At 71.6% G+C, this 25,690-nt stretch carries 21 protein-coding genes; 9 read left to right on the top strand and 12 right to left on the bottom strand.

What is annotated here, in order from left to right; all coding sequences use genetic code 11:
- Positions 1–138 precede the first annotated feature (138 nt).
- Positions 139–732, top strand: coding sequence for an isopentenyl-diphosphate Delta-isomerase (idi, locus tag AC068Z_RS16480; protein ID WP_478555697.1), 594 nt, complete (start codon positions 139–141; stop codon positions 730–732).
- 7 nt (positions 733–739) lie between these two features.
- On the opposite strand, the gene AC068Z_RS16475 is transcribed toward idi, so the two are convergent.
- On the bottom strand, positions 740–1,216 hold the full coding sequence (locus tag AC068Z_RS16475; RefSeq protein ID WP_478556343.1) for an ATP-binding protein: 477 nt from the start codon (positions 1,214–1,216) through the stop codon (positions 740–742).
- A 175-nt stretch (positions 1,217–1,391) separates the two neighbouring features.
- Entirely contained in the window at positions 1,392–1,967 is a 576-nt protein-coding gene (locus tag AC068Z_RS16470; RefSeq protein WP_478555695.1) for an HdeD family acid-resistance protein, read from the bottom strand.
- A gap of 113 nt (positions 1,968–2,080) precedes the next feature.
- Here AC068Z_RS16470 and AC068Z_RS16465 point away from each other — a divergent pair, with 113 nt between their 5' ends.
- Entirely contained in the window at positions 2,081–2,836 is a 756-nt protein-coding gene (locus tag AC068Z_RS16465; RefSeq protein WP_478555693.1) for an enoyl-CoA hydratase/isomerase family protein, read from the top strand.
- Here AC068Z_RS16465 and AC068Z_RS16460 read toward each other — a convergent pair.
- Positions 2,823–3,458 (bottom strand): DJ-1/PfpI family protein, encoded by a 636-nt coding sequence (locus AC068Z_RS16460; protein ID WP_478555691.1) that lies wholly within the window; start codon positions 3,456–3,458, stop codon positions 2,823–2,825. The two genes, AC068Z_RS16465 and AC068Z_RS16460, sit on opposite strands and share 14 nt — an antisense overlap.
- Before the next feature lie 54 nt (positions 3,459–3,512).
- A complete protein-coding gene (locus AC068Z_RS16455) occupies positions 3,513–4,472 on the bottom strand; it encodes a GlxA family transcriptional regulator (RefSeq protein ID WP_478555689.1) in 960 nt (319 codons plus the stop codon).
- Between the two features lie 116 nt (positions 4,473–4,588).
- Here AC068Z_RS16455 and AC068Z_RS16450 point away from each other — a divergent pair, with 116 nt between their 5' ends.
- The 4 genes from AC068Z_RS16450 to AC068Z_RS16435 all read left to right on the top strand — a co-directional run bounded on the left by AC068Z_RS16450 (position 4,589) and on the right by AC068Z_RS16435 (position 9,456).
- On the top strand, positions 4,589–5,458 hold the full coding sequence (locus tag AC068Z_RS16450; RefSeq protein ID WP_478555687.1) for an SCO6745 family protein: 870 nt from the start codon (positions 4,589–4,591) through the stop codon (positions 5,456–5,458).
- Positions 5,459–5,539: 81 nt separating this feature from the next.
- On the top strand, positions 5,540–5,671 hold the full coding sequence (locus AC068Z_RS16445) for an LPFR motif small protein (protein ID WP_257027966.1): 132 nt from the start codon (positions 5,540–5,542) through the stop codon (positions 5,669–5,671).
- A 103-nt stretch (positions 5,672–5,774) separates the two neighbouring features.
- Positions 5,775–8,147 carry a Tex family protein gene (locus AC068Z_RS16440; protein ID WP_478555685.1) on the top strand — a complete coding sequence of 791 codons (2,373 nt, stop codon included), beginning with the start codon at positions 5,775–5,777 and terminating at the stop codon, positions 8,145–8,147.
- Between the two features lie 127 nt (positions 8,148–8,274).
- On the top strand, positions 8,275–9,456 hold the full coding sequence (locus tag AC068Z_RS16435; RefSeq protein WP_478555683.1) for a serine hydrolase domain-containing protein: 1,182 nt from the start codon (positions 8,275–8,277) through the stop codon (positions 9,454–9,456).
- Here the strand turns inward: AC068Z_RS16435 and AC068Z_RS16430 are convergent.
- Positions 9,453–11,093, bottom strand: a complete 1,641-nt coding sequence (locus AC068Z_RS16430; RefSeq protein ID WP_478555681.1) for an ABC-F family ATP-binding cassette domain-containing protein — start codon at positions 11,091–11,093, stop codon at positions 9,453–9,455. The two genes, AC068Z_RS16435 and AC068Z_RS16430, sit on opposite strands and share 4 nt — an antisense overlap.
- Before the next feature lie 49 nt (positions 11,094–11,142).
- Positions 11,143–12,165, bottom strand: coding sequence for an oxidoreductase (locus AC068Z_RS16425; protein ID WP_478555679.1), 1,023 nt, complete (start codon positions 12,163–12,165; stop codon positions 11,143–11,145).
- A gap of 66 nt (positions 12,166–12,231) precedes the next feature.
- Between AC068Z_RS16425 and AC068Z_RS16420 the strand changes: the two genes are divergently transcribed.
- On the top strand, positions 12,232–13,182 hold the full coding sequence (locus tag AC068Z_RS16420; protein WP_478555677.1) for an FAD-dependent oxidoreductase: 951 nt from the start codon (positions 12,232–12,234) through the stop codon (positions 13,180–13,182).
- 34 nt (positions 13,183–13,216) lie between these two features.
- On the opposite strand, the gene AC068Z_RS16415 is transcribed toward AC068Z_RS16420, so the two are convergent.
- From AC068Z_RS16415 to AC068Z_RS16405, 3 genes are all read right to left on the bottom strand, one after another.
- Complete coding sequence (locus tag AC068Z_RS16415; protein ID WP_478555675.1) at positions 13,217–14,920, bottom strand: BCCT family transporter; 1,704 nt, start codon at positions 14,918–14,920, stop codon at positions 13,217–13,219.
- Positions 14,921–14,995: 75 nt separating this feature from the next.
- The gene (locus AC068Z_RS16410; RefSeq protein ID WP_478555673.1) at positions 14,996–16,243 is read right to left on the bottom strand and encodes a M14 family metallopeptidase; all 1,248 of its coding nucleotides are present in this window, start codon (positions 16,241–16,243) and stop codon (positions 14,996–14,998) included.
- Between the two features lie 190 nt (positions 16,244–16,433).
- Entirely contained in the window at positions 16,434–18,374 is a 1,941-nt protein-coding gene (locus AC068Z_RS16405) for a Xaa-Pro dipeptidyl-peptidase (RefSeq protein ID WP_478555671.1), read from the bottom strand.
- Positions 18,375–18,573: 199 nt separating this feature from the next.
- Here AC068Z_RS16405 and AC068Z_RS16400 point away from each other — a divergent pair, with 199 nt between their 5' ends.
- Positions 18,574–20,085 carry a M1 family metallopeptidase gene (locus AC068Z_RS16400; RefSeq protein ID WP_478555669.1) on the top strand — a complete coding sequence of 504 codons (1,512 nt, stop codon included), beginning with the start codon at positions 18,574–18,576 and terminating at the stop codon, positions 20,083–20,085.
- A gap of 43 nt (positions 20,086–20,128) precedes the next feature.
- Here the strand turns inward: AC068Z_RS16400 and AC068Z_RS16395 are convergent, their stop codons facing one another.
- Together AC068Z_RS16395 and AC068Z_RS16390 are read right to left on the bottom strand one after the other, a co-directional pair.
- Complete coding sequence (locus tag AC068Z_RS16395; RefSeq protein ID WP_478555667.1) at positions 20,129–20,608, bottom strand: macro domain-containing protein; 480 nt, start codon at positions 20,606–20,608, stop codon at positions 20,129–20,131.
- Positions 20,609–20,667: 59 nt separating this feature from the next.
- Entirely contained in the window at positions 20,668–22,134 is a 1,467-nt protein-coding gene (locus AC068Z_RS16390) for an amino acid permease (RefSeq protein ID WP_478555665.1), read from the bottom strand.
- A gap of 212 nt (positions 22,135–22,346) precedes the next feature.
- Here AC068Z_RS16390 and AC068Z_RS16385 point away from each other — a divergent pair, with 212 nt between their 5' ends.
- Complete coding sequence (locus AC068Z_RS16385) at positions 22,347–23,060, top strand: MerR family transcriptional regulator (RefSeq protein WP_478555663.1); 714 nt, start codon at positions 22,347–22,349, stop codon at positions 23,058–23,060.
- A 433-nt stretch (positions 23,061–23,493) separates the two neighbouring features.
- Here AC068Z_RS16385 and AC068Z_RS16380 read toward each other — a convergent pair whose 3' ends face one another.
- Complete coding sequence (locus AC068Z_RS16380) at positions 23,494–25,665, bottom strand: 3-hydroxyacyl-CoA dehydrogenase NAD-binding domain-containing protein (RefSeq protein WP_478555661.1); 2,172 nt, start codon at positions 25,663–25,665, stop codon at positions 23,494–23,496.
- Between the last annotated feature and the right edge of the window lie 25 nt (positions 25,666–25,690).

The raw sequence follows: 25,690 nt of genomic DNA, 5'->3' as shown, positions 1-25,690 counted from the left end.
CGGCGCGCGGCGGCGTCTTCACTCCCACAGCCGGGTCCCGCCAGGGTTCCGTCGCCGCCGCGCCGGGCACGATCAACTGCCGGGAGTGCCGGATTCGTGCGGCACACTTGGGGCGCACAACCGATGTGAAGGATGGGTATGCCGATCACACCTGCCGCCGAGACGCACACTCCGTCGAACGGCACCGCGGACGAGATTCTGCTCGAACTGGTCGACGAGAACGGTGTGACGATCGGCACCGCGGAGAAGCTCGCCGCCCATCAGCCGCCGGGGCAGCTGCACCGCGCATTCTCCGTGTTCCTCTTCGACGAGCGGGGCCGGCTGCTGCTCCAGCAGCGGGCGCTCGGCAAGTACCACTCCCCCGGTGTGTGGTCCAACACCTGCTGCGGTCACCCCTACCCCGGCGAGGCGCCCTTCGCGGCGGCGGCCCGGCGGACGTACGAGGAGCTCGGGGTCTCGCCGTCGCTGATGGCTGAGGCGGGCACGGTCCGCTACAACCACCCGGACCCGGACTCGGGCCTGGTGGAGCAGGAGTACAACCACCTGTTCGTGGGTCTGGTGCAGTCGCGGCTGCGCCCCGACCCGGAGGAGGTCGGGGACACCGCGTTCGTGACGCCCGAGGAGCTGGCGGAGCGGCACGCGAAGGACACCTTCTCGTCCTGGTTCATGACGGTGCTGGACGCGGCCCGTCCCGCGGTGCGCGAGCTGACGGGCCCGTCCGCCGGCTGGTGAGCGTCTTCTACGGCACGTGCGCGGGCCTGAGCGGCAGGGCTGCCCAGATCACCTTGCCGCCGCTCGCGGTGTGCTCGACGTCGCACACCCCGCCGGCCTCCCGGGCGACCTCGCGCACCAGCAGCAGCCCGCGTCCGCCGGTCTGGCCGTGGTCGGCCTCCAGGGCGGTCGGGCGGTAGGGGTGGTTGTCCTCCACGGACACGCGCACCCACTCGGCGCCGACGGCGACCTCCACGGCGAGCATCGGCGACAGCAGCGCCGCGTGCCGGACGGCGTTCGTGACCAGCTCGGAGACGATCAGCAGCAGACCGTGCACCTGGTCGTCCGTCAGCGGCACCCCTTGGCGGTACAGCAGGTCCCGTACGGCGTGCCGTGCCTGCGGGACGGACGCGTCGACGGCCGAGGCGGTGAACCGCCACACGCCCTCGTAGGGCTGTGGGTCGCCCGTTGGGCGAGGGGCGGACCCGCGCCCGTGGTTCTCCATCGTCCGGTCGCCACCCTTGCGCTCGATTGTCACCACGAGTCGAGTGTTGATAACGAGCCGCTCCGACCCATGGAACTGAACACAAGTCAGCGGTTTTCGAGCGCTTTGTGATCGATGACGTATGACGTGGTGATGAGCGGGACCGCTCCTGTCCCACCTGTGCCGACTTTACGAACTATTCGGGTTGTACGGGTTTGGCCGCCTCGGAGACCATGCCCACCACGCGCCGCCCGCCGTACCCCGTGGCGATCAGTCCGAGCCCGTCGAAGAGCAGCGCGAGCGCGAAGAAGGTGCCGATCACGTACTTGCTGCTGCTCGGCCAGGAGGCCAGCACGAGGATGCCCAGCAACAGGTCGAAGGCGCCCTGGACCAGCGTCCAGCCGAACTGCGGGCCGCGCACGACCGCGCCGCCCACCAGCCGGAACACCCCGCCGGTGAGGAACAGCAGCGCGGCGAACATGGTCAGCGCCTCGGCCGCCGCCTCCGGCTTGCTGATGATCACCACACCCGCCGCGATGTTCAGCGCCGCGATCACCAGGCCGAGCCAGAAGAAACTGTCCCCGCGTGCCTGGACCGCGTGCAGCAGCCCGACGACGCCGCCGATCAGCAGCAGCCAGCCGAACAGCAGCATCGAGGTGAGCGTGGCCGCGGCGGTGTAGACCAGGCCGACCAGCCCCGCGACGACGAGGATCACGCCCAGTACGGTGAGCCTGCCGAAACCCCGGCGCAGCTCCTGAGTGGACTCGGCCATCGGCGCCTCCTCGCTCGGTCCCCTGCCTCCGGGTCCCCTCCGCGGCCGGTGCCGTAACCCTCCGCGTCGCCCTTCCTGATCGGCCGTCCGGCGGGCCGGATAGCATCCGGCGCATGGAGCCCCAGCTGCTGCACAGCGTCACCGACTCGGTGGCCACCGTCGTCATCCACCACCCCGAGAAGCGCAACGCGATGACCTCGGCGATGTGGGCGGCGCTGCCCCCGCTGCTCGACACGCTGGCCGCCGACCCCGAGGTGCGGGCGCTGGTGCTGACCGGGGCGGGCGGGACGTTCTGCGCGGGGGCGGACATCGGCGCGCTCCGGGACACGCCCGAGGAGGCGCAGGGTCTCGCCCGGCGGGCCGAGGAGGCGCTCGCCGCGTTTCCCAAGCCGACGCTCGCCGCCGTCCGCGGGCACTGCGTGGGCGGGGGCACCCAGCTCGCGGCGGCCTGCGATCTGCGGTTCGCCGAGGAGGGCTCGGTGTTCGGGGTGACACCGGCGAAGCTGGGCGTGGTGTATCCGGCCTCCGCCACCCGGCGGCTGGTGGCGCTCACGGGTCCGTCCGCCACCAAGTACCTGCTGTTCTCGGGCGAGTTGATCGACTCCGCGCGGGCGCTGCGCACCGGCTTGGTCGACGAGGTGCTGCCCGCGGGCGAACTGGGCAAGCGGGTGGCGGAGTTCACCCGGATCCTGGTCGGCCGCTCGCAGCTGACGCAGGCCGCGGCGAAGGAGTTCGCCGACGGCCGTCTGGACCGGGACGCCCACTGGGCCGAGCAGGCGCGCGGCAGCGGCGACCTCGCCGAGGGGGTCACCGCCTTCCTGCAGCGCAGGCAGCCGCGCTTCACCTGGCGCGTGCCTACGTCAGGATGAAGCGGCTCTTGGAGCGGAACTCCTCGACCAGGTGCGCGGGCGCCTTCTCGGGGGAGCCCGCGTCGTAGGGCGGCTGCGGGTCGTACTCCGTCAACAGCTGTACGGCCTGGGCGTGTTCGTCGCCCGCGATGCGCCCCAGGAGCGTCAGCCCCATGTCGATGCCGGAGGAGACGCCGGCGGCGGTGACGTACTTGCCGTCCACGACCACCCGCTCCCCCGTGGGCTCGGCCCCGTACCGCTTCAGGAAGTCCAGGGCCAGCCAGTGCGAGGTCGCCCGGCGCCCTTCGAGGAGGCCGGCCGCGGCCAGCAGCAGCGAGCCGGTGCACACGGACGTCGTCCAGGTGCTGGTGGCGTCGGCGGCGCGCAGCCAGTCCAGCAGCACCGTGTTCTCCATCTGCGGGGTCTGGCCGGGACCGCCCGACACGACGACGATGTCCGGGCTCGGAACCTCGGCCAGGGTCCGGTCGGCGGTGAGCGCGAGGTGCCCGGTGTCGGTGCGCACGGGGCCCGCCTCCTCGGCCACGAACACGGTCTCCGCGTCCGGGAGGCGGCTGAGGGTCTCGTAGGGGCCCACGGCGTCCAGGGCGGTGAAACGGTCGAACAGGACGATGGCGATCTGCATCGGGAACCTCTCGGGTCGGTATTGAGGATGGGGCCCAGTGGTGCGCGTCGGCTTTCAGGCCGTCGGGGCCGGGTGGAAGCGGCGGCGGTACTCCGACGGGGCCGTGCCGAGGGTCTTGAGGAAGGCTCGGCGCATCGCCTCGGGGGTGCCGTAGCCGCTGGCCCGGGAGATCTCCTCGACACCTCCCGCGGTGTCCTCCAGCAGACGCCGGGCGTGTTCCAGGCGGACCTGGTCCACGTACCGGCCGGGCGTCGTGCCGGTCTCGGCGTGGAAGGCGCGGGCGAAGTGGCGCGGGGAGAGTCCCGCGCGGGCGGCCAGGGCCTCGACGCCGAGGTCGTCCGCCGGGTGCTCGGTGATCCACTGCTGGACGTCCCGCAGCGGTGCGCGCCGGGCGGTCTGGGCGGCGAGCTGCGCGCTGAACTGGGCCTGGTTGCCCGGTCGGCGCAGGAAGACCACCAGATGGCGGGCGATGGACAGGGCGGTGTCCCGGCCGAGGTCCTCCTCGACCAGGGCGAGCGCGAGGTCGATGCCGGAGGTGACGCCGGCGGAGGTGGAGACGGAGCCGTCGCGGACGTAGATGGGATCGGGGTCGACCTCCACGGCCGGGTGGTCGCGGGCCAGCTTGGCGCAGTAGGCCCAGTGGGTCGTCGCCCGGCGGCCGTCCAGCAGACCCGCCTCGGCGAGCAGGATCGCTCCGGTGCAGACGGAGACCAGCCGCTCGGCGCGCGGCCCGTGCTCGCGCAGCCACGCCGTCAGCCGCGGGTCGGGGGCTCGGGTGCCCTGGCCGCCCGGGACCAGGAGGGTGTGCGGCTCGGACGCCTCGGCGAGGGACGTGTCCGGTACGAGGGTCAGGCCGCTGGAGCTGCGGACGGGACCGCCGCCCAAGGAGGCCGTACGGACGCCGTAGGTGCCCGGAGTCTGCCTCTCCGCCCCCGTGAAGACCTCCAGGGGCCCGGTGACATCGAGGCTCTGCACTCCGTCGAAGAGGACCAGGAGAATCGTTCGCTGCGCCATGAACACGATTCTTGGCGGGCCCGGCGATGGCCGCAATGACGAGTTCCCCACCTTTCCTGCCACCTGCCGACACCCGCCTGGACCGGGGATACCAAGCGGTCGGTAACCTGCCCGGCATGACTACAGCCGCCCTGGATCCGCGCGCGGGCCGCCGCTGCCACAACGCGCTCAACACGCTGCACTCCATGCACTACTTCGCGCCCGAACTGGGCGAGGAGGCGAGCGCCCTCGGGATCACCCACCCCAAGGCCGTGAACTTCGCGGTGCGGGCCGCCGCGCTCGGCGCCGTGGGGCCGGGCACGGTCACGGCGACCTTCTACAACTACAAGTACGAGGCCGTGGCCCGGCACGTCCCCGCCGTGTGGGAGACCGCCCGCCCGGAGCAGGTCCTGGCGGCACGCGCGCGTGCCGTCGACGCCATGCTCCGCAGGCTGCTCGGCGAGGAGGTCCTCGCCTCCGCCGAGATGGCCGAGGCCGCCCGCCTCGCCCTGCGAGCGACCGAGGCGTGCGAGCGCCACGCGCGACCGCTGTACGCGGCCCACGCCGATCTGCCCGTGCCCGAGGAGCCGCACATGGCGTACTTCCACGCCGCCACGCTGCTGCGCGAGTACCGCGGCGACGGACACCTCACCGCCCTGCTGGCCGCGGAACTCGACGGCCTGGAGGCCCTGGTGACGCACACGGCGACCGGCCGCGGCTTCACCCCGAGGTGGCAGCTGGTCACCCGGGGCTGGAGCCAGGAGGAATGGGACGCGGCCGCCGCCCGCCTGCGCGAGCGCGGGCTGCTGGACGAGGCCGGCGAGCTGACCGAGCAGGGCGTCGCGCTGCGCGACCGGATCGAGCGCGAGACGGACCGTCTGGACCGGGCCCCCTACGAGCACCTGGGCGCCGAGGACGTGGCCCGGCTGACGGAGCTCGGCTCCGGCTTCGTCCGGACCGCGCTGGCCGCGGGCGCCTTCCCGGCGGACCTGATCGGCAAGGCCTGATCAACATCCGGGCATACCGCGGAGCTGACGAGGTACCCGTAGTCCATCGGCCGACGTGACCGAAAAGGAAAGGGGACTCTCGTGTTCCGTGCAATCGCAGACGTACTGCGCCAGATCGGCGGCGCCATAGCCACCGTGGTGACGCTGCCCTTCCGGGCCCTCGCCCGGCTGTTCGGCGGCGCCTCGAGCAGCACGCGTGGGCGCCGTGCCTGACTCGGCCCCGCCCTGATCCCCCGCTGTCGGTGTCACCTGCCACAATTGCCGCGCAACCTCAGTGAGAAGGCGGTACGGGATCGTGACGACACCCGGCGGGTCCATGGCAACAGGGTCCATCGAAGGCAGGATCGCCGAGGAGCTCGGCGTACGGGAGCGGCAGGTGAAGGCCGCCGTGGAACTGCTGGACGGCGGTTCGACGGTGCCCTTCATCGCCCGCTACCGCAAGGAAGCGACCGAGATGCTCGACGACGCGCAGCTGCGCACGATCGAGGAGCGGCTGCGCTATCTGCGGGAGCTGGAGGAGCGCCGGACGGCGATCCTGGAGTCCGTGCGCGAGCAGGGCAAGCTCACCGACGAGCTTCAGGCGCGGATCCGGGGCGCCGAGACCAAGGCGCGCCTGGAGGACATCTACCTGCCGTACAAGCCCAAGCGGCGGACCAAGGCGCAGATCGCCCGCGAGGCAGGTCTCGAGCCGCTCGCCGAGGGACTGCTCAGCGACCCCACGGTCGAGCCGCTCGCGGCGGCGGCCGCGTTCGTGGACGCCGACAAGGGCGTGGCCGATCCGCTGGCTGCCCTCGACGGCGCCCGCGCGATCCTCACCGAGCGGTTCTCGGAGGACGCCGACCTGATCGGCGAGCTGCGTGAGCGCATGTGGGTGCGCGGACGGCTCGCCGCCAAGGTGCGCGAGGGCAAGGAGGAGGCGGGCGCCAAGTTCGCCGACTACTTCGACTTCGCCGAGCCGTTCACCGAACTGCCCTCGCACCGGATCCTCGCCATGCTGCGCGGCGAGAAGGAGGAGGTGCTCGACCTCGTCCTGGAGCCGGAGGAGCCGACCGAGGGGCCGTCGTCGTACGAGGGGATCGTCGCGAGCAGGTTCCGGATCGCCGACCGCGGCCGTCCCGCCGACAAGTGGCTGACGGACACGGTCCGGTGGGCCTGGCGGACCCGGATCCTGGTGCACCTCGGCATCGACCTCAGGCTGCGGCTGCGCACGGCCGCGGAGGACGAGGCGGTGAACGTCTTCGCGGCGAACCTGCGGGACCTCCTGCTCGCCGCCCCGGCCGGCACGCGCGCGACGCTGGGCCTGGACCCGGGCTTCCGTACGGGCGTGAAGGTCGCCGTCATCGACGCGACCGGCAAGGTCGTCGCCACGGACGTCGTCTACCCGCACGTCCCGGCCAACAAGTGGGACGAGGCCATCGCCAAGCTGGCCCGGCTCGCCGAGGAGCACGCGGTCGAGCTGGTCGCGATCGGCAACGGCACCGCGTCCCGCGAGACCGACAAGCTCGCCGGGGAACTCATCACCCGGCACCCCGAGCTGAAGCTCACCAAGGTGATGGTGTCCGAGGCGGGGGCCTCGGTGTACTCGGCCTCCGCGTTCGCCTCGCAGGAGCTGCCCGACATGGACGTGTCGCTGCGCGGCGCCGTCTCCATCGCCCGCCGTCTCCAGGACCCCCTGGCCGAGCTGGTGAAGATCGACCCGAAGTCGATCGGCGTCGGCCAGTACCAGCACGACCTGTCCGAGGTGAAGCTGTCGCGCTCCCTGGACGCGGTCGTGGAGGACTGTGTGAACGGCGTCGGGGTCGACGTGAACACCGCGTCCGCGCCGCTGCTCGCCCGGGTCTCCGGCATCACCTCCGGACTCGCCGAGAACATCGTGTCCCACCGCGACGCCAACGGCCCGTTCACCTCCCGCTCCGAGCTGAAGAAGGTCGCCCGGCTCGGCCCGAAGGCGTACGAGCAGTGCGCGGGCTTCCTCCGGATCCGGGGCGGCGACGACCCGCTGGACGCCTCCAGCGTGCACCCGGAGGCGTACCCGGTGGTCCGGCGGATGGTGAAGTCCTCCGGCCAGGAGGTGGCCTCGCTCATCGGCAACACCGGTGTGCTGCGGTCGCTGAAGCCGCAGGAGTTCGTGGACGAGACCTTCGGTCTGCCGACCGTCACCGACATCCTCAAGGAACTGGAGAAGCCCGGGCGCGACCCGCGGCCCGCCTTCAAGACGGCCACCTTCAAGGAGGGCGTGGAGAAGATCTCCGACCTGTCCTCCGGGATGGTCCTGGAAGGGGTCGTCACCAATGTCGCGGCCTTCGGTGCCTTCGTCGACGTCGGTGTCCACCAGGACGGTCTGGTGCATGTCTCCGCGATGTCGAAGACGTTCGTCAAGGACCCGCGGGACGTGGTCAAGCCCGGTGACATCGTCAAGGTGAAGGTCCTCGACATCGACATCCCGCGCAAGCGGATCTCGCTGACGCTGCGCCTGGACGACGAGGCGGCGGCCGCGCAGGGGCAGGGCGGTGGCGCCGGTGGTGAGCGCCGTCAGCAGCGCGGCGGGCGTCCCCCGCAGCAGCGCCAGGGGCGTGGCGGCGGTGGCGGTGGTGGCGGTTCGCGCCAGGCGCCGCCGCCCGCGAACAGCGCGATGGCCGACGCCCTGCGGCGCGCGGGGCTGCTGGACCCGAAGAAGGGCAAGCGCTGACCCGTGGCCCGGCCGCTCCCGCGCGGAGCGGCCGGGCCGTTGAGCCGTGTGCAGCAACACGAGCGGCCCACGGCGGCGCGGGAAGCGAGGCTGGAGCGCGTCCAGCCCACGCCCCCCGGGAGTGCCCATGCCGATCCGCCGCCACGTCCCGCGCCGCCCCCTGAGGGGTGCGGTCCCGCTCCTCGCGCTCTGTCTGACCACCCTGTCCCCCGCCGTGGCGGGCGCCGCGACGCAGCCCCGGCCGGACGGCGACCCCGCCCTCCAGCGCCAGTTGGAGGACCTGATCCGCAGACCCGGCGGTCCGCCCGGCATCATCGCCGTCCTCAAGGACGGCCGCAGGACCCAGGTCGTGAAGGCGGGCGTGGCCGAGCTCGGCACCGAGCGCGAGCCCCGCCCGCACGACCACATGCGGATCGCCAGCACCGCGAAGGCGTTCAGCGGCGCGGTCGCCCTCTCGCTCGTCCAGCTCGGCGATCTGAGCCTGGACGACACCCTGGGCGAGCGCCTGCCCGACCTGCCGGACGCGTGGAGTGCCGTGACCCTGCGGCAGTTGCTGAACCACACCAGCGGGCTGCCGGACTACTCCAGGTCACCCGGGTTCGTGGAGATCCTGCTGGCCGACCCGCGGCACCGCTTCGACTCCCGCAAGCTGCTCGACTTTGTCGCCGACCGCCCCCTCGAGTTCCCGCCGGGCAGCCGGTACCAGTACTCCAACTCCGACAACATCGCCGTGGCCCTGATGGCCGAGGCGGCCACCGGCGAGCGGTACGAGCGGCTGCTGAGGGAACTGGTCTACCGACCGCTGGGCCTGCGCGACACCAGCCTGCCGCAGGGCTACCGGATGCCCACGCCGTACCTGCACGGCTACGACGTGTCCCCGCCGGAGCCGCCGGAGGACGTCAGCGAACTCATCAGCATGTCCGGGGTGTGGGCCTCGGGCGGCATCGTCTCCACGCCCGCCGACATGACCCGCTTCGTCCGCGGCTACGCCGGGGGCAAGCTCTACGGCCGAAAGGTCGTCCAGGAGCAGCGCGCCTGGATCGACGGCGCGTCCGAGCCCGCGGGGCCGGGCAGGAACCATGCCGGCCTCGCCGTCTTCCGGTACACGACCCGCTGCGGAGTGGTCCTCGGCCACGCCGGCAACACCCCCGGCTACACCCAGCTCATCGCGGCGACTCCGGACGGGCGCAAGTCCCTGACCTTCTCCACCACGACACAGATCAACCAGGCCCTCAAGCCGGATCTGCTCCGCAGGATGCGCGCCGTCCAGGAGAACTTCGTCTGCGCCCTGCTGAAGGGCAAGGACTAGCGCTCGGTGACCTTCCCGTTCGCGACCTCCAGGCGCCTGGTGACCCGGACCGCGTCCAGCATGCGCCGGTCATGGGTCACCAGCAGGAGGGTGCCCTCGTAGGAGTCCAGCGCCGACTCCAGCTGCTCGATGGCCGGCAGATCCAGGTGGTTCGTCGGCTCGTCGAGGACGAGCAGGTTGACGCCCCTGCCCTGGAGCAGCGCCAGGGCGGCGCGGGTGCGTTCGCCGGGTGACAGGGTGGCCGCCGGGCGCAGCACATGGTCCGCCTTGAGACCGAACTTGGCCAGAAGGGTGCGCACTTCCACCGGTTCGGTGTCCGGGACGGCCGCGGCGAAGGCGTCCAGCAGCGCCTCCTCGCCGTGGAAGAGCTTGCGGGCCTGGTCGACCTCGCCGATCAGCACGCCCGAGCCGAGCGCCGACTGTCCCGAGGTCAGCGGGACCCGGCCGAGCAGGGCGCCCAGCAGCGTCGACTTGCCCGCGCCGTTGGCGCCGGTGACCGCGACCCGGTCCGCCCAGTCGATCTGGAGGGAGACCGGGCCCAGCGTGAAGCCGCCCCGGCGCACCTCCGCGTCCCGCAGGGTCGCCACCACCGCTCCGGAGCGCGGGGCCGAGGCGATCTCCATGCGCAGTTCCCACTCCTTGCGCGGCTCCTCGACCACGTCGAGACGTTCGATCATGCGCTGGGTCTGGCGGGCCTTCGCGGCCTGTTTCTCGCTGGCCTCGCTGCGGAACTTACGGCCGATCTTGTCGTTGTCGTTGCCCGACTTGCGGCGCGCGTTCTTCACGCCCTTGTCCATCCAGGAGCGCTGCATCTGCGCCCGGTCCTGGAGGGCGGCCTTCTTGTCGGCGTACTCCTCGTAGTCGTCGCGCGCGTGCCTGCGGGCGACCTCGCGCTCCTCCAGGTAGGCCGCGTAGCCGCCGCCGTAGAGGTTGATCTGCTGCTGGGCGAGGTCGAGTTCGAGGACCTTGGTGACCGTGCGGGTGAGGAACTCGCGGTCGTGGCTGACGACGACGGTGCCGGCGCGCAGGCCCGTGACGAAGCGCTCCAGGCGTTCCAGGCCGTCCAGGTCGAGGTCGTTGGTCGGCTCGTCGAGGAGGAAGACGTCGTAGCGGGAGAGCAGCAGGGAGGCGAGTCCGGCGCGGGCCGCCTGGCCGCCCGACAGGGAGGTCATGGGCTGGTCCAGGTCCACGGCCAGGCCCAGGGAGTCGGCGATCTCCTCCGCGCGCTCGTCCAGGTCGGCGCCGCCCAGGTCCAGCCAGCGCTCCAGGCTCGTCGCGTACGCGTCGTCCGCGCCCGGCGCTCCGTCGACGAGGGCCTGCGTGGCCTCGTCCATGGTGTGCTGGGCCTCGGCGACACCGGTGCGCCGGGCCAGGAACTGGCGGACGGTCTCGCCGGACCGCCGTTCCGGCTCCTGCGGGAGGTGGCCGACGGTCGCGGTCGGCGGGGAGAGCCGCAGCTCGCCCTCCTCGGGCGTGGCCAGGCCCGCGAGCATCCTGAGCAGCGTGGACTTCCCGGCGCCGTTGGCCCCGACCAGGCCGATCACGTCTCCGGGCGCGACGACGAGGTCGAGCCCGCTGAACAGGGCGCGGTCGCCGTGGCCGGCGGCGAGGTTCTTCACGACGAGGGTGGCAGTCATCAGACCCCCGATCCTAACGGCCGGGTGCGGGCGGTCCCCTCGCCCCGTCTCAGCGGGCCATCGCCTCCACCAGCACGCTCCCCGACGTCCGCGCCACCACGAACGACTCCCCCTTCACCGCCCTCGCGTCGAGGGCGATCCGGTGGCGGCCGGCCTCCAGGACGCCGTCGAAGACCTCGTGCGCGTGGGTGCGGTAGAGGCGGTCCAGGCGATACGCCGTGAGCTGGACCCGGCAGGGGGACGTCACCTCCAGGCCCGCCTCACCGTCCACCGCGACCAGCCGGGTCAGCCGACGCTGCTGCACCGGGCTGCGGTCCAGGGCGTGCTCTATCTGGGCCACGAGGAGCGGGACGATCGGGGCGAGTCCGTCGACGTACGCCACCTCCAGCCCGGCGCGGTCGAAGGCGCGGCGTACGGCGGAGCGTTCCTCCTGGCTGACCGCGCGGCCGAAGGCGACGGCTCCGTACTGGCGGAGTTCGTCGGCGGGCACGCCCTCGGCGTCGCGGGTGATGTCGGCGCCGATGCCGATGGTGCGCAGGGCGGCGGCGAGCTTGGCCAGCAGCGCTACCCGGGCGCCGATCAGCAGGACCCGGCGCCGGGCGGCGGCGGGCGCCTGGTCGAGGAGGGAGGCGAGGGCCGCGCGGTACTCGGCGCCGTGGAAGCGGAACGGCCCTATGCCGTGGTAGCCGTTGAGCTGCAGATCGGCGTGCTCGCCGGTCTGCCAGGCGAAGTCGCGCCAGATGAAGTCCTCGCCGTCCGGCTCGATGGCGGCGGTGACCGCGCCGCAGGCCAGGCTCTCGCACTCGGGGCAGCCATAGATGACGTAACGGCCGTCCGGAAGCGGGGCGTCCGCCTCGAGCAGGAGGCTCTGGACCTGGGCGGTGAAGATCGCGGGTGGGACGTCGGAGGCGAGCGGGGAGACGGCGTCGAGGTCGGAGAGCTGGAACAGCAGCGGGCGGCCGTCGACGATGAAGTCCACGAAGTCCCGGTGCACTTGGTAGTCACCGTTGGCGAGGACTCCACCGGCCCGCATCGCCGGTGCCAGGCCGAAGGTCGCGTACTCGGCAGACATGATGTGAGTATCCCCAGCGCGGGGGTGATGTGAGCACGGCATGGCACATTCCGCTACGGTCGCCGGGTGGAGACCGGGCGGAACGACGAAGTCATCGTGGTCGGTGGCGGGGTCATCGGGCTGACGACGGCGGTGGTCCTGGCCGAGCGGGGCCGCCGGGTCCGGGTGTGGACCCGGGACCCCGTCGAGCGGACCACCTCGGCGGTCGCGGGCGCGCTGTGGTGGCCGTACCGGATCGAACCCCTCGCGCTGGCCCGGGACTGGGCCCTGCGCTCCCTCGCCGTGTACACGGAACTGGCGGCGGACCCCGGCGCCACGGGCGTACGGATGATCGAGGGGGTACTGGGCGAAGGGGACCTGGACGGGACGGACGCCTGGGCGGCCTCGGCCGTGCCGGAGCTGCGGGCCACCACGGACGAGGAGTACGGCGGAGCGGGGCTGTGGGCCCGGCTGCCGCTCATCGACATGTCGACTCATCTGCCGTGGCTGCGGGAACGATTCCGTAGGGCGGGCGGGTCGGTCGAGACGCGTACGGTGTCCGCGCTCACGGAGGCCGAGGCGCCGGTCGTGGTCAACTGCACGGGGCTCGGCGCCCATGAGCTCGTCCCTGATCCGTCGGTGCGGCCGGTGCGGGGGCAGCTGGTGGTCGTGGAGAACCCCGGCATCGACACCTGGCTCACCTCCAGTGACGCCGCCGGGGAGATGGCGTACTTCTTCCCGCAGCCCGGCCGGCTGCTGCTCGGCGGGACGGCCGACGAGGGCGCCTGGTCGACGGAGCCGGACCCGAAGGTGGCCGAGGCGATCGTGCGGCGCTGTGCCGAGCTGCGGCCCGAGATCGCCGGGGCACGGGTGCTGGAGCACCGGGTGGGGCTGCGGCCGGTGCGGGACGCGGTCCGGCTGGAGCGCGAACTCCTGCCGGACGGACGGATCCTGGTGCACAACTACGGCCACGGCGGGGCCGGGGTCACGGTGGCCTGGGGCTGCGCGGAGGAGGCGGCGGCGCTCACCTCCCCCTGAGGCCGATCGCGGGCCCCTCGCCTCTCCGTTCGGCTCAGGAGTGGTCGTGGCCCAGGGGGTCGCCCTCGGTCTCGGTGCCCGGGCCCGGGCCGATCTTGATCTCGAACTCGCCGTCGTACTCGCGATGTCCGGCGATGACGGCGAGTTCGACGGCCTCGTCGGCCATCTCGCCCCGCACGATCAACGGATCCCGGCGCAGATCGCGCATGAGTGCCACGCACATGCCGATCATCACCAGGACGAAGGGCGCCGCCGCCAGGATCGTGAGGTTCTGCAGGCCCGTGAGCGCGTCGCCCTGACCGCTGCCGACGAGCAGCATGATCGCGGCGACCGCGCCGGTCACCACACCCCAGAACACCACGACGAGACGGCCGGGTTCGAGCGCTCCGCGCTGGGAGAGCGTGCCCATCACGATGGAGGCGGCGTCGGCTCCGGAGACGAAGAAGATGCCGACCAGGATCATCACCAGCAGACTGGTGGCGGTGGCGATGGGGAACTCCTGGAGCACGCCGAAGAGTTGCCCTTCGGGCGTGTCCTCGCCCTCCAGCGCGCCGCCCTCCGCCAGCTTCATCGCCGTACCGCCGAAGATCGCGAACCAGACCAGGCTGACCGTGCTGGGCACCAGGATGACCCCGCCGACGAACTGCCGGATGGTGCGGCCCCGGCTGATCCGGGCGATGAACATGCCCACGAAGGGCGTCCAGGAGATCCACCAGGCCCAGTAGAAGACGGTCCAGCTGCCGAGCCAGTCCGCGACGCCCTCGCCGGAGCTGGCCTCGGTGCGTCCGGCGAGCTGGGGCAGGTCGCCGAGGTAGGCGAAGATCGAGGTGGGCAGCAGGTCGAGCACGATGATCGTGGGGCCCGCGATGAACACGAAGACCGCGAGGATCAGCGCCAGCACCATGTTGGTGTTGGACAGCCACTGGATGCCCCGCTCGACACCGGAGACGGCCGAGGCCACGAAGGCCAGGGTCAGTACGGCGATGATGGCGACCAGCAGCCCGTCGCTGACGTCGTCCATCCAGTCCAGCTCCTGGAAGCCGGAGCCGATCTGGAGCGCGCCGAGGCCGAGGGAGGCGGCGGAGCCGAAGACGGTGGCGATGATCGCGAGGATGTCGATCACCCGGCCCCCGACGCCGTTCGCGTGCTTCTCGCCGATGAGCGGGGTGAAGACCGCGCTGATGGTCTGCCGGCGGCGCATGCGGAAGGTGCTGTAGGCGATGCCGAGGCCGACCACCGCGTAGATCGCCCAGGGGTGCAGCGTCCAGTGGAACAGGGTGGTCGCCATCGCCGTCTCCATGCGCTCGGCGGAGTCGGCGGGGTCGGTGCCCGGCGGCGGGGTCAGGTAGTGCGTGAGCGGCTCGCTGACGCCGTAGAACATCAGGCCGATGCCCATGCCGGCGCTGAACATCATCGCGACCCAGGAGACCGTGCGGAACTCGGGCTCCTCGCCCTCGGCGCCGAGGTGGATCCGGCCGTAGCGGCTGATCGCGAGCCACAGGGCGAAGACGACGAAGCAGGAGGCCGCGAGCATGAAGGCCCAGCCGCCGTTGTGGATCAGGCCGTTGAGCATCTTGGTGGAGGCGCTCTCCAGCGAGTCAGTCGCCACCGAGCCCCAGATCACGAAGGCCACGGTGATGGCGGCGGTGACGCCGAACACCACCCGGTCCGTGGCCTGGTGACCGGGAACACCCGACGGGCCTTCCCAGTCACCCCTTTTCTTCAGGTCCTGCGTCAACTGTGGCACCTTCCGTAGGTATGCCCGTTTAGTGGCCCCTACGGCCTACCACAGGTACCGCGGTTCTCAGCCGCTTCAGCAGTCGGTGTCGGGCTCCCCGACCGTGACGTGGTACGGAGCCCGTTCGTCGAGCAGCAGCGGCACGAGGGCGCGCAGGGACTGGCGGAGCGGGACGTACGTGCCCTGCGTACGCACGCCGTGCAGGGCGAGTTCGTCCTTGATCCCGGCGTACTGGGCGTCCGTCAGCCGGTAGCCGCAGGGCGGGTCCTGGAGCACCTCGGCGGGCTCGGGCGGGTCGTTGTCGGCGCCGCCGAGGTAGACCGGGCCGGTGTCCCGCCAGCCGGCGAGCCGGGCGGCGGCGGTGGCCGCGTCGACCTGCCGGCCGCGCTCCCCGGCGAAGGAGAACAGGCCCTTCAGCGCGGCGAGTTGGGAGTTGACCCGGCGCAGGTTGTTGATCTGCTCGGGCACCTCCGTCAGTGGTTCCACCCGGCTTTCGATGAGCAGGCCGACGGTGTGCTTGATACCGGACATGTTCCGCAGGATGCGCTCCTGGCCGTCGCCCGCGACCTGCCGGACGGGTTCGCCGGTGACGGGGTCGGTCCAGATGCCGTAGGTGCCGGTGGTGTATCCCTCGGCCGTGGCGGCGGGGCGCACATGGTCCAGCGACAGGTTCCGGCCCTCGTCGTGCAGGGCGGGGGCGGTGTTGAGGTTGCGCGGCCAGAGGTCGAACAGGTCCTTGTCGTAGTACGGGGGTGTGCCGCCGTACTCGTGCAGGTCGTAGACCACGTCCGGCTTCCGGTCGCGGATCACCGCCGCCAGCGCCCGGCCCTCCTTGGTCTGCAGGGCGATGTGGTCGCGGTTGATGTCGACGCCGTCGCTGTTGCCGCGGGTGTCGGCGGCCCGGCCGTCGGGGTTGGCGGTGGGCACCACGAGCACGGTGGTCGTCGCCAGCAGGCGCCGGGTCCTGGCGTCGTCGCCGTAGGCGAGGTCACGGATCGTGGTCAGGCAGGCCTCACGGCCGGAGGGCTCGTCGCCGTGCTGGCTGCACACCAGCAGGACCGTGCGGGTGGTGGGGCGGGTGCCGATCCGCACGAGCTGGAGCGGCCGGTCCTGCTTCGTGGTGCCGATCCGGCTGATCGACACCCGGTCGCTCCCCCGGTCGACGGCCGCGAGGAAGTCCTGTTCCTCGGACTGACCGGTCCAGCGGGCCCCGCCGGACTCCTCGAAGCCGGTGCGGGGCGGGGTGTCCGCCGCGTGCGCCGGGACCGACAGCAGGGGTACGGCGAGGGCGGCCGCGATCACCGCGGCGATACGGGACTTCACAGTGCCTCCGGGATTCGCTGCGGCTGTGCGGGGCTCATGATGCGTACGGGACTCACGCCGGCTTCGGGGCACTTCACGACGCCTGATGGGCTCGCCGCGGCATGGGCGGACTTCACGACGCCTGCCGCACTCGCCGCGGCTCTGCGGGATCTCACGACGCCTCCGGGACTCGCTGCGGCTCGGCGGGACTTCACGACGCCTCCGGAACGCGCTGGGCGGTGCGTGGGTCTCGTACGCCGTCCAGGACGGCCTCGCCCGGTGCGGCGGCCGGGCCCGAGGTGGCCGCGCGGAAGGCGTCGGCGCCGCCGGTCAGCGGCACCCGGGCCGAGGTGCGGGACAGATCGAGCGTCAGGGTCGGCTTCGTGGACGGCGGTTCGATGAGGTCCTTGTCGGTGCCCGCCACGATCAGCGCGAGCCGGTGGCCGGCCGGGACGACGTGGTCGGTGGCCGCCAGGTCGAGGGTGACGGTGTACGGCTTGCCCGGCGTGAGGGGGGCGCCCCCGGTCGAGGCGAGATCGGCCCAGCCGCGGCTGAGGACCGTGTAGTCGACGTCGGCCGTCTTGGCGGCGGTCTCCTTGAAGCAGGCGCTGTCGCCGGAGGTGCTCGCGCCCCAGCAGGTGCGCTCGGGGAGCGTGGTGATGCCCTCGCCCGCGGTGGCGTAGTCCCGGATGGTGTCGGGGCCGAGGTCCACGAGCACGGCCGACAGATGCGCGCTCGACGTGGTCGGGGTGGCCGTGACGGTGACCTTCGAGGAGCCGGACAGACGCAGGTCCCGGGTGAGCGGTCCGGTGACGAAGCCCGCCTTGTCGGGTGTGGCCTGATCGATGCGGGCGGCCCAGTCGGTCTCGTCGTGCGCCGGGTCGTCGGTGAAGGTCTCGGTTCCGGTGCCCCGGGTCAGGCCGAGGGTGCCGACGCCCTCCTGGGCTCCTTCGGCGGGGCGCAGGGTCGTCCGCTCGGTGCCGCGCGGGGGCCAGACCTTCGAGGTGGACCACTGGTCGGGGTGCCGTTCGATGTCGGCCATCGGTTCGTCGTCGATGCCGTTGTCGTAACCGAGGAGTTCATGGTCGAACCAGCGGTGCAGGGTGTTCACCCACTCGGCGCGCCGGAAGTCGAAGGGGTCGACGTGCCCGACCTGGGAGAGCCAGATCTTGCGGTCCACGCCGTTCTTCGCGAGGGCGTCCCACCACTGGCCGAAGTGCTTGGTCCGGACGTTGAGGTCCTGCATGCCGTGGATCACGAAGACGCTGGCCTCGACCTTGTCGGCGTCCGGCACGTAGTTCCGCTCGCTCCACAGCGGCGTCCAGGCGCCGGTGCGCGGGGCGCCGGCGACGATCTTCTGCTGGACGGCGGCGCAGCGGGCGCGGGCGTCGGGGCTCTCGACGTAGTTCGACAGCCAGTCGGGGCCCGAGTCGAAGAGGGGGGCGCCCTGGGCGAAGTAGTAGTCGTACCAGGAGGAGATGGCGCCGATGGGGACGATCGTCTCCAGGCCCTCGACTCCGGTCGCGGCGACGCCGTTGGCGATCGTGCCGTCGTAACTCTTGCCGATCATGCCGGTCTTGCCGTTGGTCCAGCCGGTGGCCCGGGCCTTGGTGTCGCCCGTCCGGGTGGTGTACGCCCTGCCGCGGCCGCCCAGCCAGTCGACGACGGCCTTGGCGGACTGGATGTCGGAGCGTCCACCGACGTCGACGCAGCCGTCGGAGCGGTTGGTGCCGGCCAGGTCGACGGCGACGAAGGCGTAGCCGCGCGGCACGAAGTAGTTGTCGTAGAAGAGCGGCATCTGGACGACGTCGCCGTCGGCGTCGTACGTCTTCTTCTGGCTCTCGTTGCCCCGGCCGCAGCAGGAGTAGTAGGGGCTGGCGTCCATGATGACGGGGATCTTGCGGCCCTTCTGGGCGGGTTCGCTGGGGCGGACGATGTCGACGGCGACCCGGTCGGTGCGTCCGTCTCCGTCGCCGTCGAGCCCGGTGTCCACCCAGACGGCCTCGCGGATGGCGGCGTCGTAGGAGTAGACGGGTTCACTGGTGCGCGGGCCCGCTTGGGCCGTCGCCGGTGTGAGGAAGGTGGCCATCAGGGCGGCCGTGGCCGCCGTCGCGAGCGGTCTCCAGGTCGTGAAGCGCGTGCGTATCGGCATGCGCGGGACGGTACATCGGTCAACTCCCGCGCAGAAGAGGGCAACCGGACGCTCAAGGAGCCGCGGGAGACGGCGGAGCCCGGCGGTTCATGTCGGCCGAATGGCGATCGTGTGACAGTCGCGGCCATGGACACGGGCGGGCACACAGGGAGTGAATAGGCTCCGAACAGCCTTCGGTCCCCAACGACTTGGAGCTTTCGTGCACCGCAGATTCTTCGCACCGGGCGCGCTCGCGGCCGCCTCCCTCCTGCTGGCGATCCCGGCATCGGCCGCGAGTTCCTCCCCCGGCGCCCCGGGCATCGGCGATCCCTACTACCCGGCCTACGGCAACGGCGGCTACGACGTCTCCCACTACGACCTGCGGCTGAAGTACCAGCCGGAGACGGACCAGCTGGACGGCACCGCCACCCTGCTGGTCCGCACCACCCAGGACCTGTCGCGGTTCAACCTGGACTTCCTGCTGGACGTCAGCGAGGTGCGGGTGGGCGGCGCGAAGGCGTCGTTCACGACCTCCGGCGAGCACGAACTGGAGATCACCCCGAAGAAGCCGCTCGCCAAGGGCACCGAGGTCGCCGTGGTGGTGCGCTACAGCGGGGTGCCGTCGTCGAAGCAGGCGTACGGATTCACCAGCTGGCACCGCACCCCGGACGGCGGGGTCGCCTCCGGTGAGCCCGAGGCCGCCTGGTGGTGGTTCCCCAGCAACGACCACCCGCTGGACAAGGCCACCTACGACGTGTCGGTGGCGGTGCCGGACGGCACCCAGGCCGTCTCCAACGGCACGCTCCAGTCGACGAGTTCCCGGCTCGGCTGGACCCGCTGGAACTGGCGCTCCAGCAAACCGCAGGCCACGTATCTCGCCACGCTCGCGGTCGGCCGCTTCGACCTCACCACCGGCACGACCGAGAGCGGCATCCCGGTGGTCAACGCCTACAGCAAGGACCTCGGCGACAACTACAACGCCGCGAGGGCCAGCATCGAGCGGTCGGGCGAGATCGCGGACTGGCTGAGCGAGTACTTCGGGCCGTATCCGTACAACGCGCTCGGCGGGTACGTGCCGAACACCACCACCCGGTTCGCGCTGGAGACCCAGACCCGGCCCTTCTACAGCCCGGTGCGGTTCGCGGGCGGCACGAACACCTATCTGGTCGTGCACGAGCTGGCCCACCAGTGGTACGGCAACTTCGTGTCGGTCTCCGGATGGAAGGACATCTGGATCAACGAGGGCTTCGCGCGCTACTCGGAGTGGCTGTGGTCCGAGCACGAGGGCGAGGGAACGGCGCAGGAACTCGCCGATTACGTGTACGCCTCCCGCGCGGCCGACGATCCCTTCTGGACCGTACGGCCGGGTGACCCGGGTCCGGAGAACCAGTTCCACATCGCGGTGTACGACCGGGGCGCCCTCGCGCTCCAGGCGCTGCGGAACGAGATCGGGGACGAGGACTTCTTCGCGATCCTGAAGGGCTGGGGGGCGAAGTACGCCTACGGCAACGCGACGGTGGCCGACTTCCAGCGGTACGCGGAGCAGGTGTCCGGGCAGCCGCTGGGGGCGCTCTTCGACACGTGGCTGTTCCAGCCGACGAAGCCGGCCGCGCCCGCGGCGCGCTCCGCGTCCATCGCGCGCGAGGCGTCCGCTCCGGCGAAGCCGAGGTCGTGGGAGAAGATCGCGGCGACGAACGACGTGCACGAGCACGAGCACGAGCACGAGCACTAGGCGGTCGTGGGGCGGCCCGGGACCGGCTCCGGCCCGGACCGCCTCACTCCCCGTGGTCGTAGACCGTGACGGGTATCCCCCGGCGCACGAGCCGCTCCTCTATGAGCGGCTCCACGCGGGACCACTTGCCGCCCGCGAGGCCGCAGCCGATCCGGGGCATGTGGACGGAGGCGCCCAGGTCGGCCGCCCTCACCGCCAGCCGTTCCAGCGCCGCGTCGATCGCGTCGTAGCGTACGGGGACGCCTTTGCTGCCGGTGCGTATGCCGCGCTGGCCGACCATGTTGGCCACCCACACGTACGGCTCGACCTGGACGAACTGGACGGCTCCCAGGCCGAAGTCGTTGCCGGCGCGGTCCCGGTGCCAGGAGCGGTAGGCCTTCTCCGGCTCCGGCCAGCGGCGCGAGACGGCGAGCACGAAGCCCTTCCCCCAGCCCCCGATGTCATTGCAGACATGGGCGATCAGCTTGACGCCCTTGACCGACGGAACGGTGGCGTCACCCCGGACGTACGTGATCTCCGACATGACGCCACCGTAGGCGGTGCCACTGACAGTGGCCCCTGAATTGCCTGGTGAGTCCGGTGCTACTTGGTGAGCTCGGTCAGCTCCTGTTCCGCGGTCCTGGCCACCCGGCGCCGGACGCCGAACCAGCCGGCGACCAGCATCACGGCGATGACCGGGATCAGCAGCAGGGTCTTGCGGCCGACCTCGGGGTCGTTCCACATCAGGCCGAGCACGGCGAGCAGGAAGACGATCGTGACGATCTCGGTGACCGGGCTGCCCGGGAGCCGGAAGGACGGGCGGGTGACCAGGCCCGCCTTGGCGCGGCGAACGAACATCAGGTGGCAGATCATGATGATCACCCAGGTGCTGATGATGCCGAGGGAGGCGACGTTCAGCACGATCTCGAAGGCCTGGCTCGGCATGAGGAAGTTCAGGCCGACGCCGAGCACGCACACCGCGCAGGTCAGCAGGATGCCGCCGTAGGGCACCTGGCTGCGGTTCATGCGGGCGGTGAACTTCGGGGCCGAGCCCGCCATCGCCATCGAGCGCAGGATCCGGCCCGTCGAGTACAGGCCGGAGTTCAGGGACGACATCGCGGCCGTGAGCACGACCAGGTTCATCACGTCGCCCGCGCCCTCGACGCCGATCTTCGACAGGACCGTGACGAAGGGGCTCTCGTCGGCGGAGTACACCGAGCCGGGGAGCAGCAGGGCCAGCAGGACGACCGAGCCGACGTAGAAGAGGCCGACCCGCCACATGATCGAGTTCACCGCGCGCGGGACGACCTTCTCCGGCTCGGCGGTCTCGCCGGCGGCGACGCCGACCAGCTCCAGGGCGGCGTACGCGAAGATCACGCCCTGCATCACCAGGACGACCGGCATCAGGCCGTGCGGGAGGACACCGCCGTGGTCGGTGATCACGTCCAGGCCGGGCGTCTGGCCGCCGACCTCGTGCTGGGTCGCGAGCAGGAAGATGCCGACGAACATGAAGGCCACGAGTGTGGCGACCTTGATGATCGCGAACCAGAACTCCATCTCGCCGAAGATCTTCACCGAGATGAGGTTGACCGCCAGGACCACCGCCAGGGCGACGAGGGCCAGCACCCACTGCGGGATGTCGGTGAACGCGCTCCAGTAGTGCGTGTAGAGGGCGATGGCGGTGATGTCCGCGATACCGGTCGTGGACCAGTTCAGGAAGTACATCCAGCCGGCGACGTAGGCGCCCTTCTCGCCGAGGAACTCGCGCGCGTACGACACGAAGGAGCCCGAGGAGGGGCGGTAGAGGACGAGCTCACCGAGGGCCCGCACCACGAAGAAGGCGAAGATGCCGCAGATCAGGTAGGCGATCGCGAGCGCGGGGCCCGCGTTGTGCAGACGGCCGCCGGCGCCGAGGAAGAGGCCGGTGCCGATGGCGCCGCCGATGGCGATCATGTTGACGTGGCGGGGCTTGAGGTCCTTGCTGTAGCCGGCGTCGCCCGCGTCCGCGGGGATACCGGTCGCCCGGGGGTGGCCGGCGACCTGTGCCGTGTCCACGGCGTCCTTGCTCACAGGGGGTACCACTCTCTGGTGCGCCCGGGCGGGGGTGTGCCCGGGTGTCCTTACACAGGTGTGGTCCGTACCGCCGTGTGGGGCAGCACAGACCAGGAGCGCACCTTCCCACGCCGATCGCACCGTATGCGGTGGCAAACGTCACAGAGCGCTACTTCTCACAGGGGCGCCGGAGGTTTCACAGTTCTGGTGAGACAGCGATACTGCTGCACATGACGACCGACGCCGAGCAGCCGACCCTCACCATCGACGAGCTGGCCGCGCGGGCCGGCGTCACGGTCCGCACGGTCCGGTTCTACGGCACCAAGGGGCTGCTGCCGCCGCCGGTGATCGGTCCGCGCCGGGTGGGGCACTACGGCGGGGACCACCTGGCGCGGCTCGCGCTCATCGAGGAGTTGCAGCAGCAGGGGATGACGCTGGCCGCGATCGAGCGGTACATGCAGCGGCTGCCGTCCGGCCTGAGCACCGAGGATCTCGCCATCCACCGGGCTGTGGTGGCCTCCTGGGCCCCGGACGCCGTGGAGACGGTGTCGCGGACGGAACTGCAGCGGCGGGCGGGGCGGGAGCTGGCTGACGAGGATCTGGAGCGGCTCGCCGCGATGGGTGTGATCGGGGCCGACGGAGAGGCGTTCCGGGTGGACGTCGGGGTGCTGCGGCTCGGGGTCCGGCTGCTCGAGATGCCGTTGTCGCAGGAGGCGATCCTCGCCGCGCGGAAGGTGCTGATCGAGCACTCCCGCGCCGCCGCCCACGAGCTGGCGCAGCTGTTCCGCGGCGAGGTGTCCGAACGCGCCGCCCACGACGTCAAGTCGCTCTCCTCCGACATGCAACCGCTCGTCGTGCAGGCCCTGTTGACGACGTTCCAGCGGTCGCTGAAGGAGGAGCTGCGGGACTGGGTGAAGGCGTCGGAGGTGGACGGACCCGCCTGAGACACGAAGGGCTCAGAGGTGCTCCTGGGTGCGCGCCACGGCCTGCCCCGCGCGGATCCGCTCGAACCCGCCGTCCGCGGCCGCCGCACCATCGTGGGCGGCGCGGTGAACACGGCCGCCCTGAGACGGCGGATATCCGCCCCTCGGCGGTGACGTCGGCGACCAGCTGCGTTGGCGAGGCCCGCTGCGATGTGCAGGCTGACGAAGGCGGGGCGGCCGGTGCCGACAGGGCGGCCAGGAACGGGAGTTCGGTGGTGCCGGGGTTGCGGAAGGCTCGTCCACGCCCTCGCCGCGGAGGATCTCCAGGAGGGCGAGGGCGGGACGGGTTCCCATGAGGGCTTCTCGGGGGACGGGGACCGGTTCGCGGGTCAGCGTCGGGCCGCGGTCCCCCGAGGAGCAGGCCGAGCGTGTCGCTCAGCGGTACGTCAGTGCCTCAGCGGGCGTCGCTGAACGTCTCCCCCTTCTCCGCCTTCTCCACCAGCAGCGCGGGCGGCGTGAAGCGGTCGCCGTAGCGCTCGGCGAGTTCGCGCGCGCGTGCCACGAAGCCGGGCAGGCCGCCCTCGTAGCCGTTGACGTACTGCAGGACGCCGCCGGTCCAGCCGGGGAAGCCGATGCCGAAGACGGAGCCGATGTTGGCGTCGGCCACCGAGGTGAGGACGCCCTCCTCCAGCAGGCGGACGGTGTCCAGCGCCTCGGAGAACAGCATGCGTTCCTGCATGTCCTCGAAGGGGATGCGCGCGCCGTCGCGGGTGAAGTGCTCGCGCAGCCCCGGCCACAGGCCCGCGCGCTTGCCGGACTCGTCGTAGTCGTAGAACCCGGCGCCGGCGCTGCGGCCCTCGCGGCCGAACTCGTCGACCATGCGGTCGATCACGGCCTCCGCGGGGTGCGTGGCCCAGGTGCCGCCCGCCTCCTCCACGGCGCGCTTCGACTCGTTGCGGATCTTCCTCGGCAGCGTGAGCGTCAGCTCGTCCATCAGGGACAGCACCTTCGCGGGGTAGCCCGCCTGGGCCGCCGCCTGCTCGACCGACGCGGGCTCGATGCCCTCGCCGACCATGGCCACGCCCTCGTTGATGAAGTGGCCGATGACGCGGGAGGTGAAGAAGCCGCGGGAGTCGTTCACCACGATCGGCGTCTTGTTGATCCGGCGCACCAGGTCGAAGGCGCGCGCCAGCGCCTCCTCCCCCGTCCGCTCGCCCTTGATGATCTCGACGAGGGGCATCTTGTCGACCGGGGAGAAGAAGTGCAGTCCGATGAAGTCGGCCTGGCGCTCCACGCCCTCGGCGAGCGCGGTGATCGGCAGCGTCGAGGTGTTGGAGCACAGCAGCGCGTCCGGCTCCACGATGTGCTGGATCTCCTGGAAGACCTTGTGCTTGAGCTCGGGGTTCTCGAAGACCGCCTCGATCACCACGTCACAGCCGGCGACGTCCTGCGGGTCGGCCGTCGGCGTGATGCGGGCCAGCAGGGCGTCCGCCTTCTCCTGCGTCGTACGGCCCCGGCTCACGGCCTTCGCGCAGAGCTTCTCGGAGTAGCCCTTGCCCTTGACGGCCGCTTCCAGGGCCACGTCCTTCAGGACGACCTCGATGCCCGCGCGGGCGCACGAGTAGGCGATGCCCGCGCCCATCATCCCGGCCCCCAGCACCGCCACCTTGCGGACCTGGCGCGGTTCGATCCCCTTCGGGCGGTTGGCGCCGGAGTTGACGGCCTGGAGGTCGAAGAAGAACGCCTGGATCATGTTCTTCGAGGTCTGCCCGGCGGCCAGCTCGACGAAGTAGCGCGCCTCGATCACCTGGGCCGTCTCGAAGTCGACCTGGGAGCCCTCGACCGCCGCCGCGAGGATGTTGCGCGGGGCCGGGTAGGGGGCGCCGTTCGTCTGCTTGCGCAGGTTGGCGGGGAAGGCGGGGAGGTTGGCCGCGAACTTGGGGTTGGCGGGGGTGCCGCCGGGGATGCGGTAGCCGGGCCTGTCCCAGGGCTGCTGGGACTCGGGGTTGGCCTCGATGAAGGCGCGGGCCTTGGCCAGCATCTCCTCCTGGGTGGCGGCCACGTCGTCGACGAGGCCGTTCTCCAGGGCGCGCCGCGGGTTGTACTGGGTGCCCTGGAGGAGGACCTTCAGCAGCGCGTCGGCGATGCCGAGGAGGCGGACCGTGCGGACGACTCCGCCGCCGCCCGGGAGCAGGCCGAGCGTGACCTCGGGGCAGCCGATCTTGGAGCCGGGCGCGTCGAGGGCGACGCGGTGGTGGCAGGCGAGCGCGATCTCGTAACCGCCGCCGAGGGCCGCGCCGTTCAGCGCCGCGACGACCGGCTTGCCGAGGGTCTCGATGCGGCGCAGATGGCGCTTGATGGCCATGCCCCCGTCGAACAGTTCCTGTGCCGTCTCGGGGGTGACCCGGATCAGGTCGCGCAGGTCGCCGCCGGCGAAGAAGGTCTTCTTGGCGGAGGTGATGATGACACCGCGGATGGTGTCCTTCTCGGCCTCCAGCCGGTCGGTGACCTGGGCGAGGGAGTCGCGGAAGGCCTGGTTCATGGTGTTGGCGGACTGGTTCGGGTCGTCGATGACGAGGGTGACGACGCCCGTGCGGTCCTGTTCCCAGCGGATGGTGGTGGTCATGAGGGGGTCTCCGTATAAGTCTCGT

The sequence above is a fragment of the Streptomyces sp. NPDC043726 genome (genome assembly GCF_056436565.1).
This window is presented reverse-complemented; position numbering and strand designations above follow the sequence as displayed.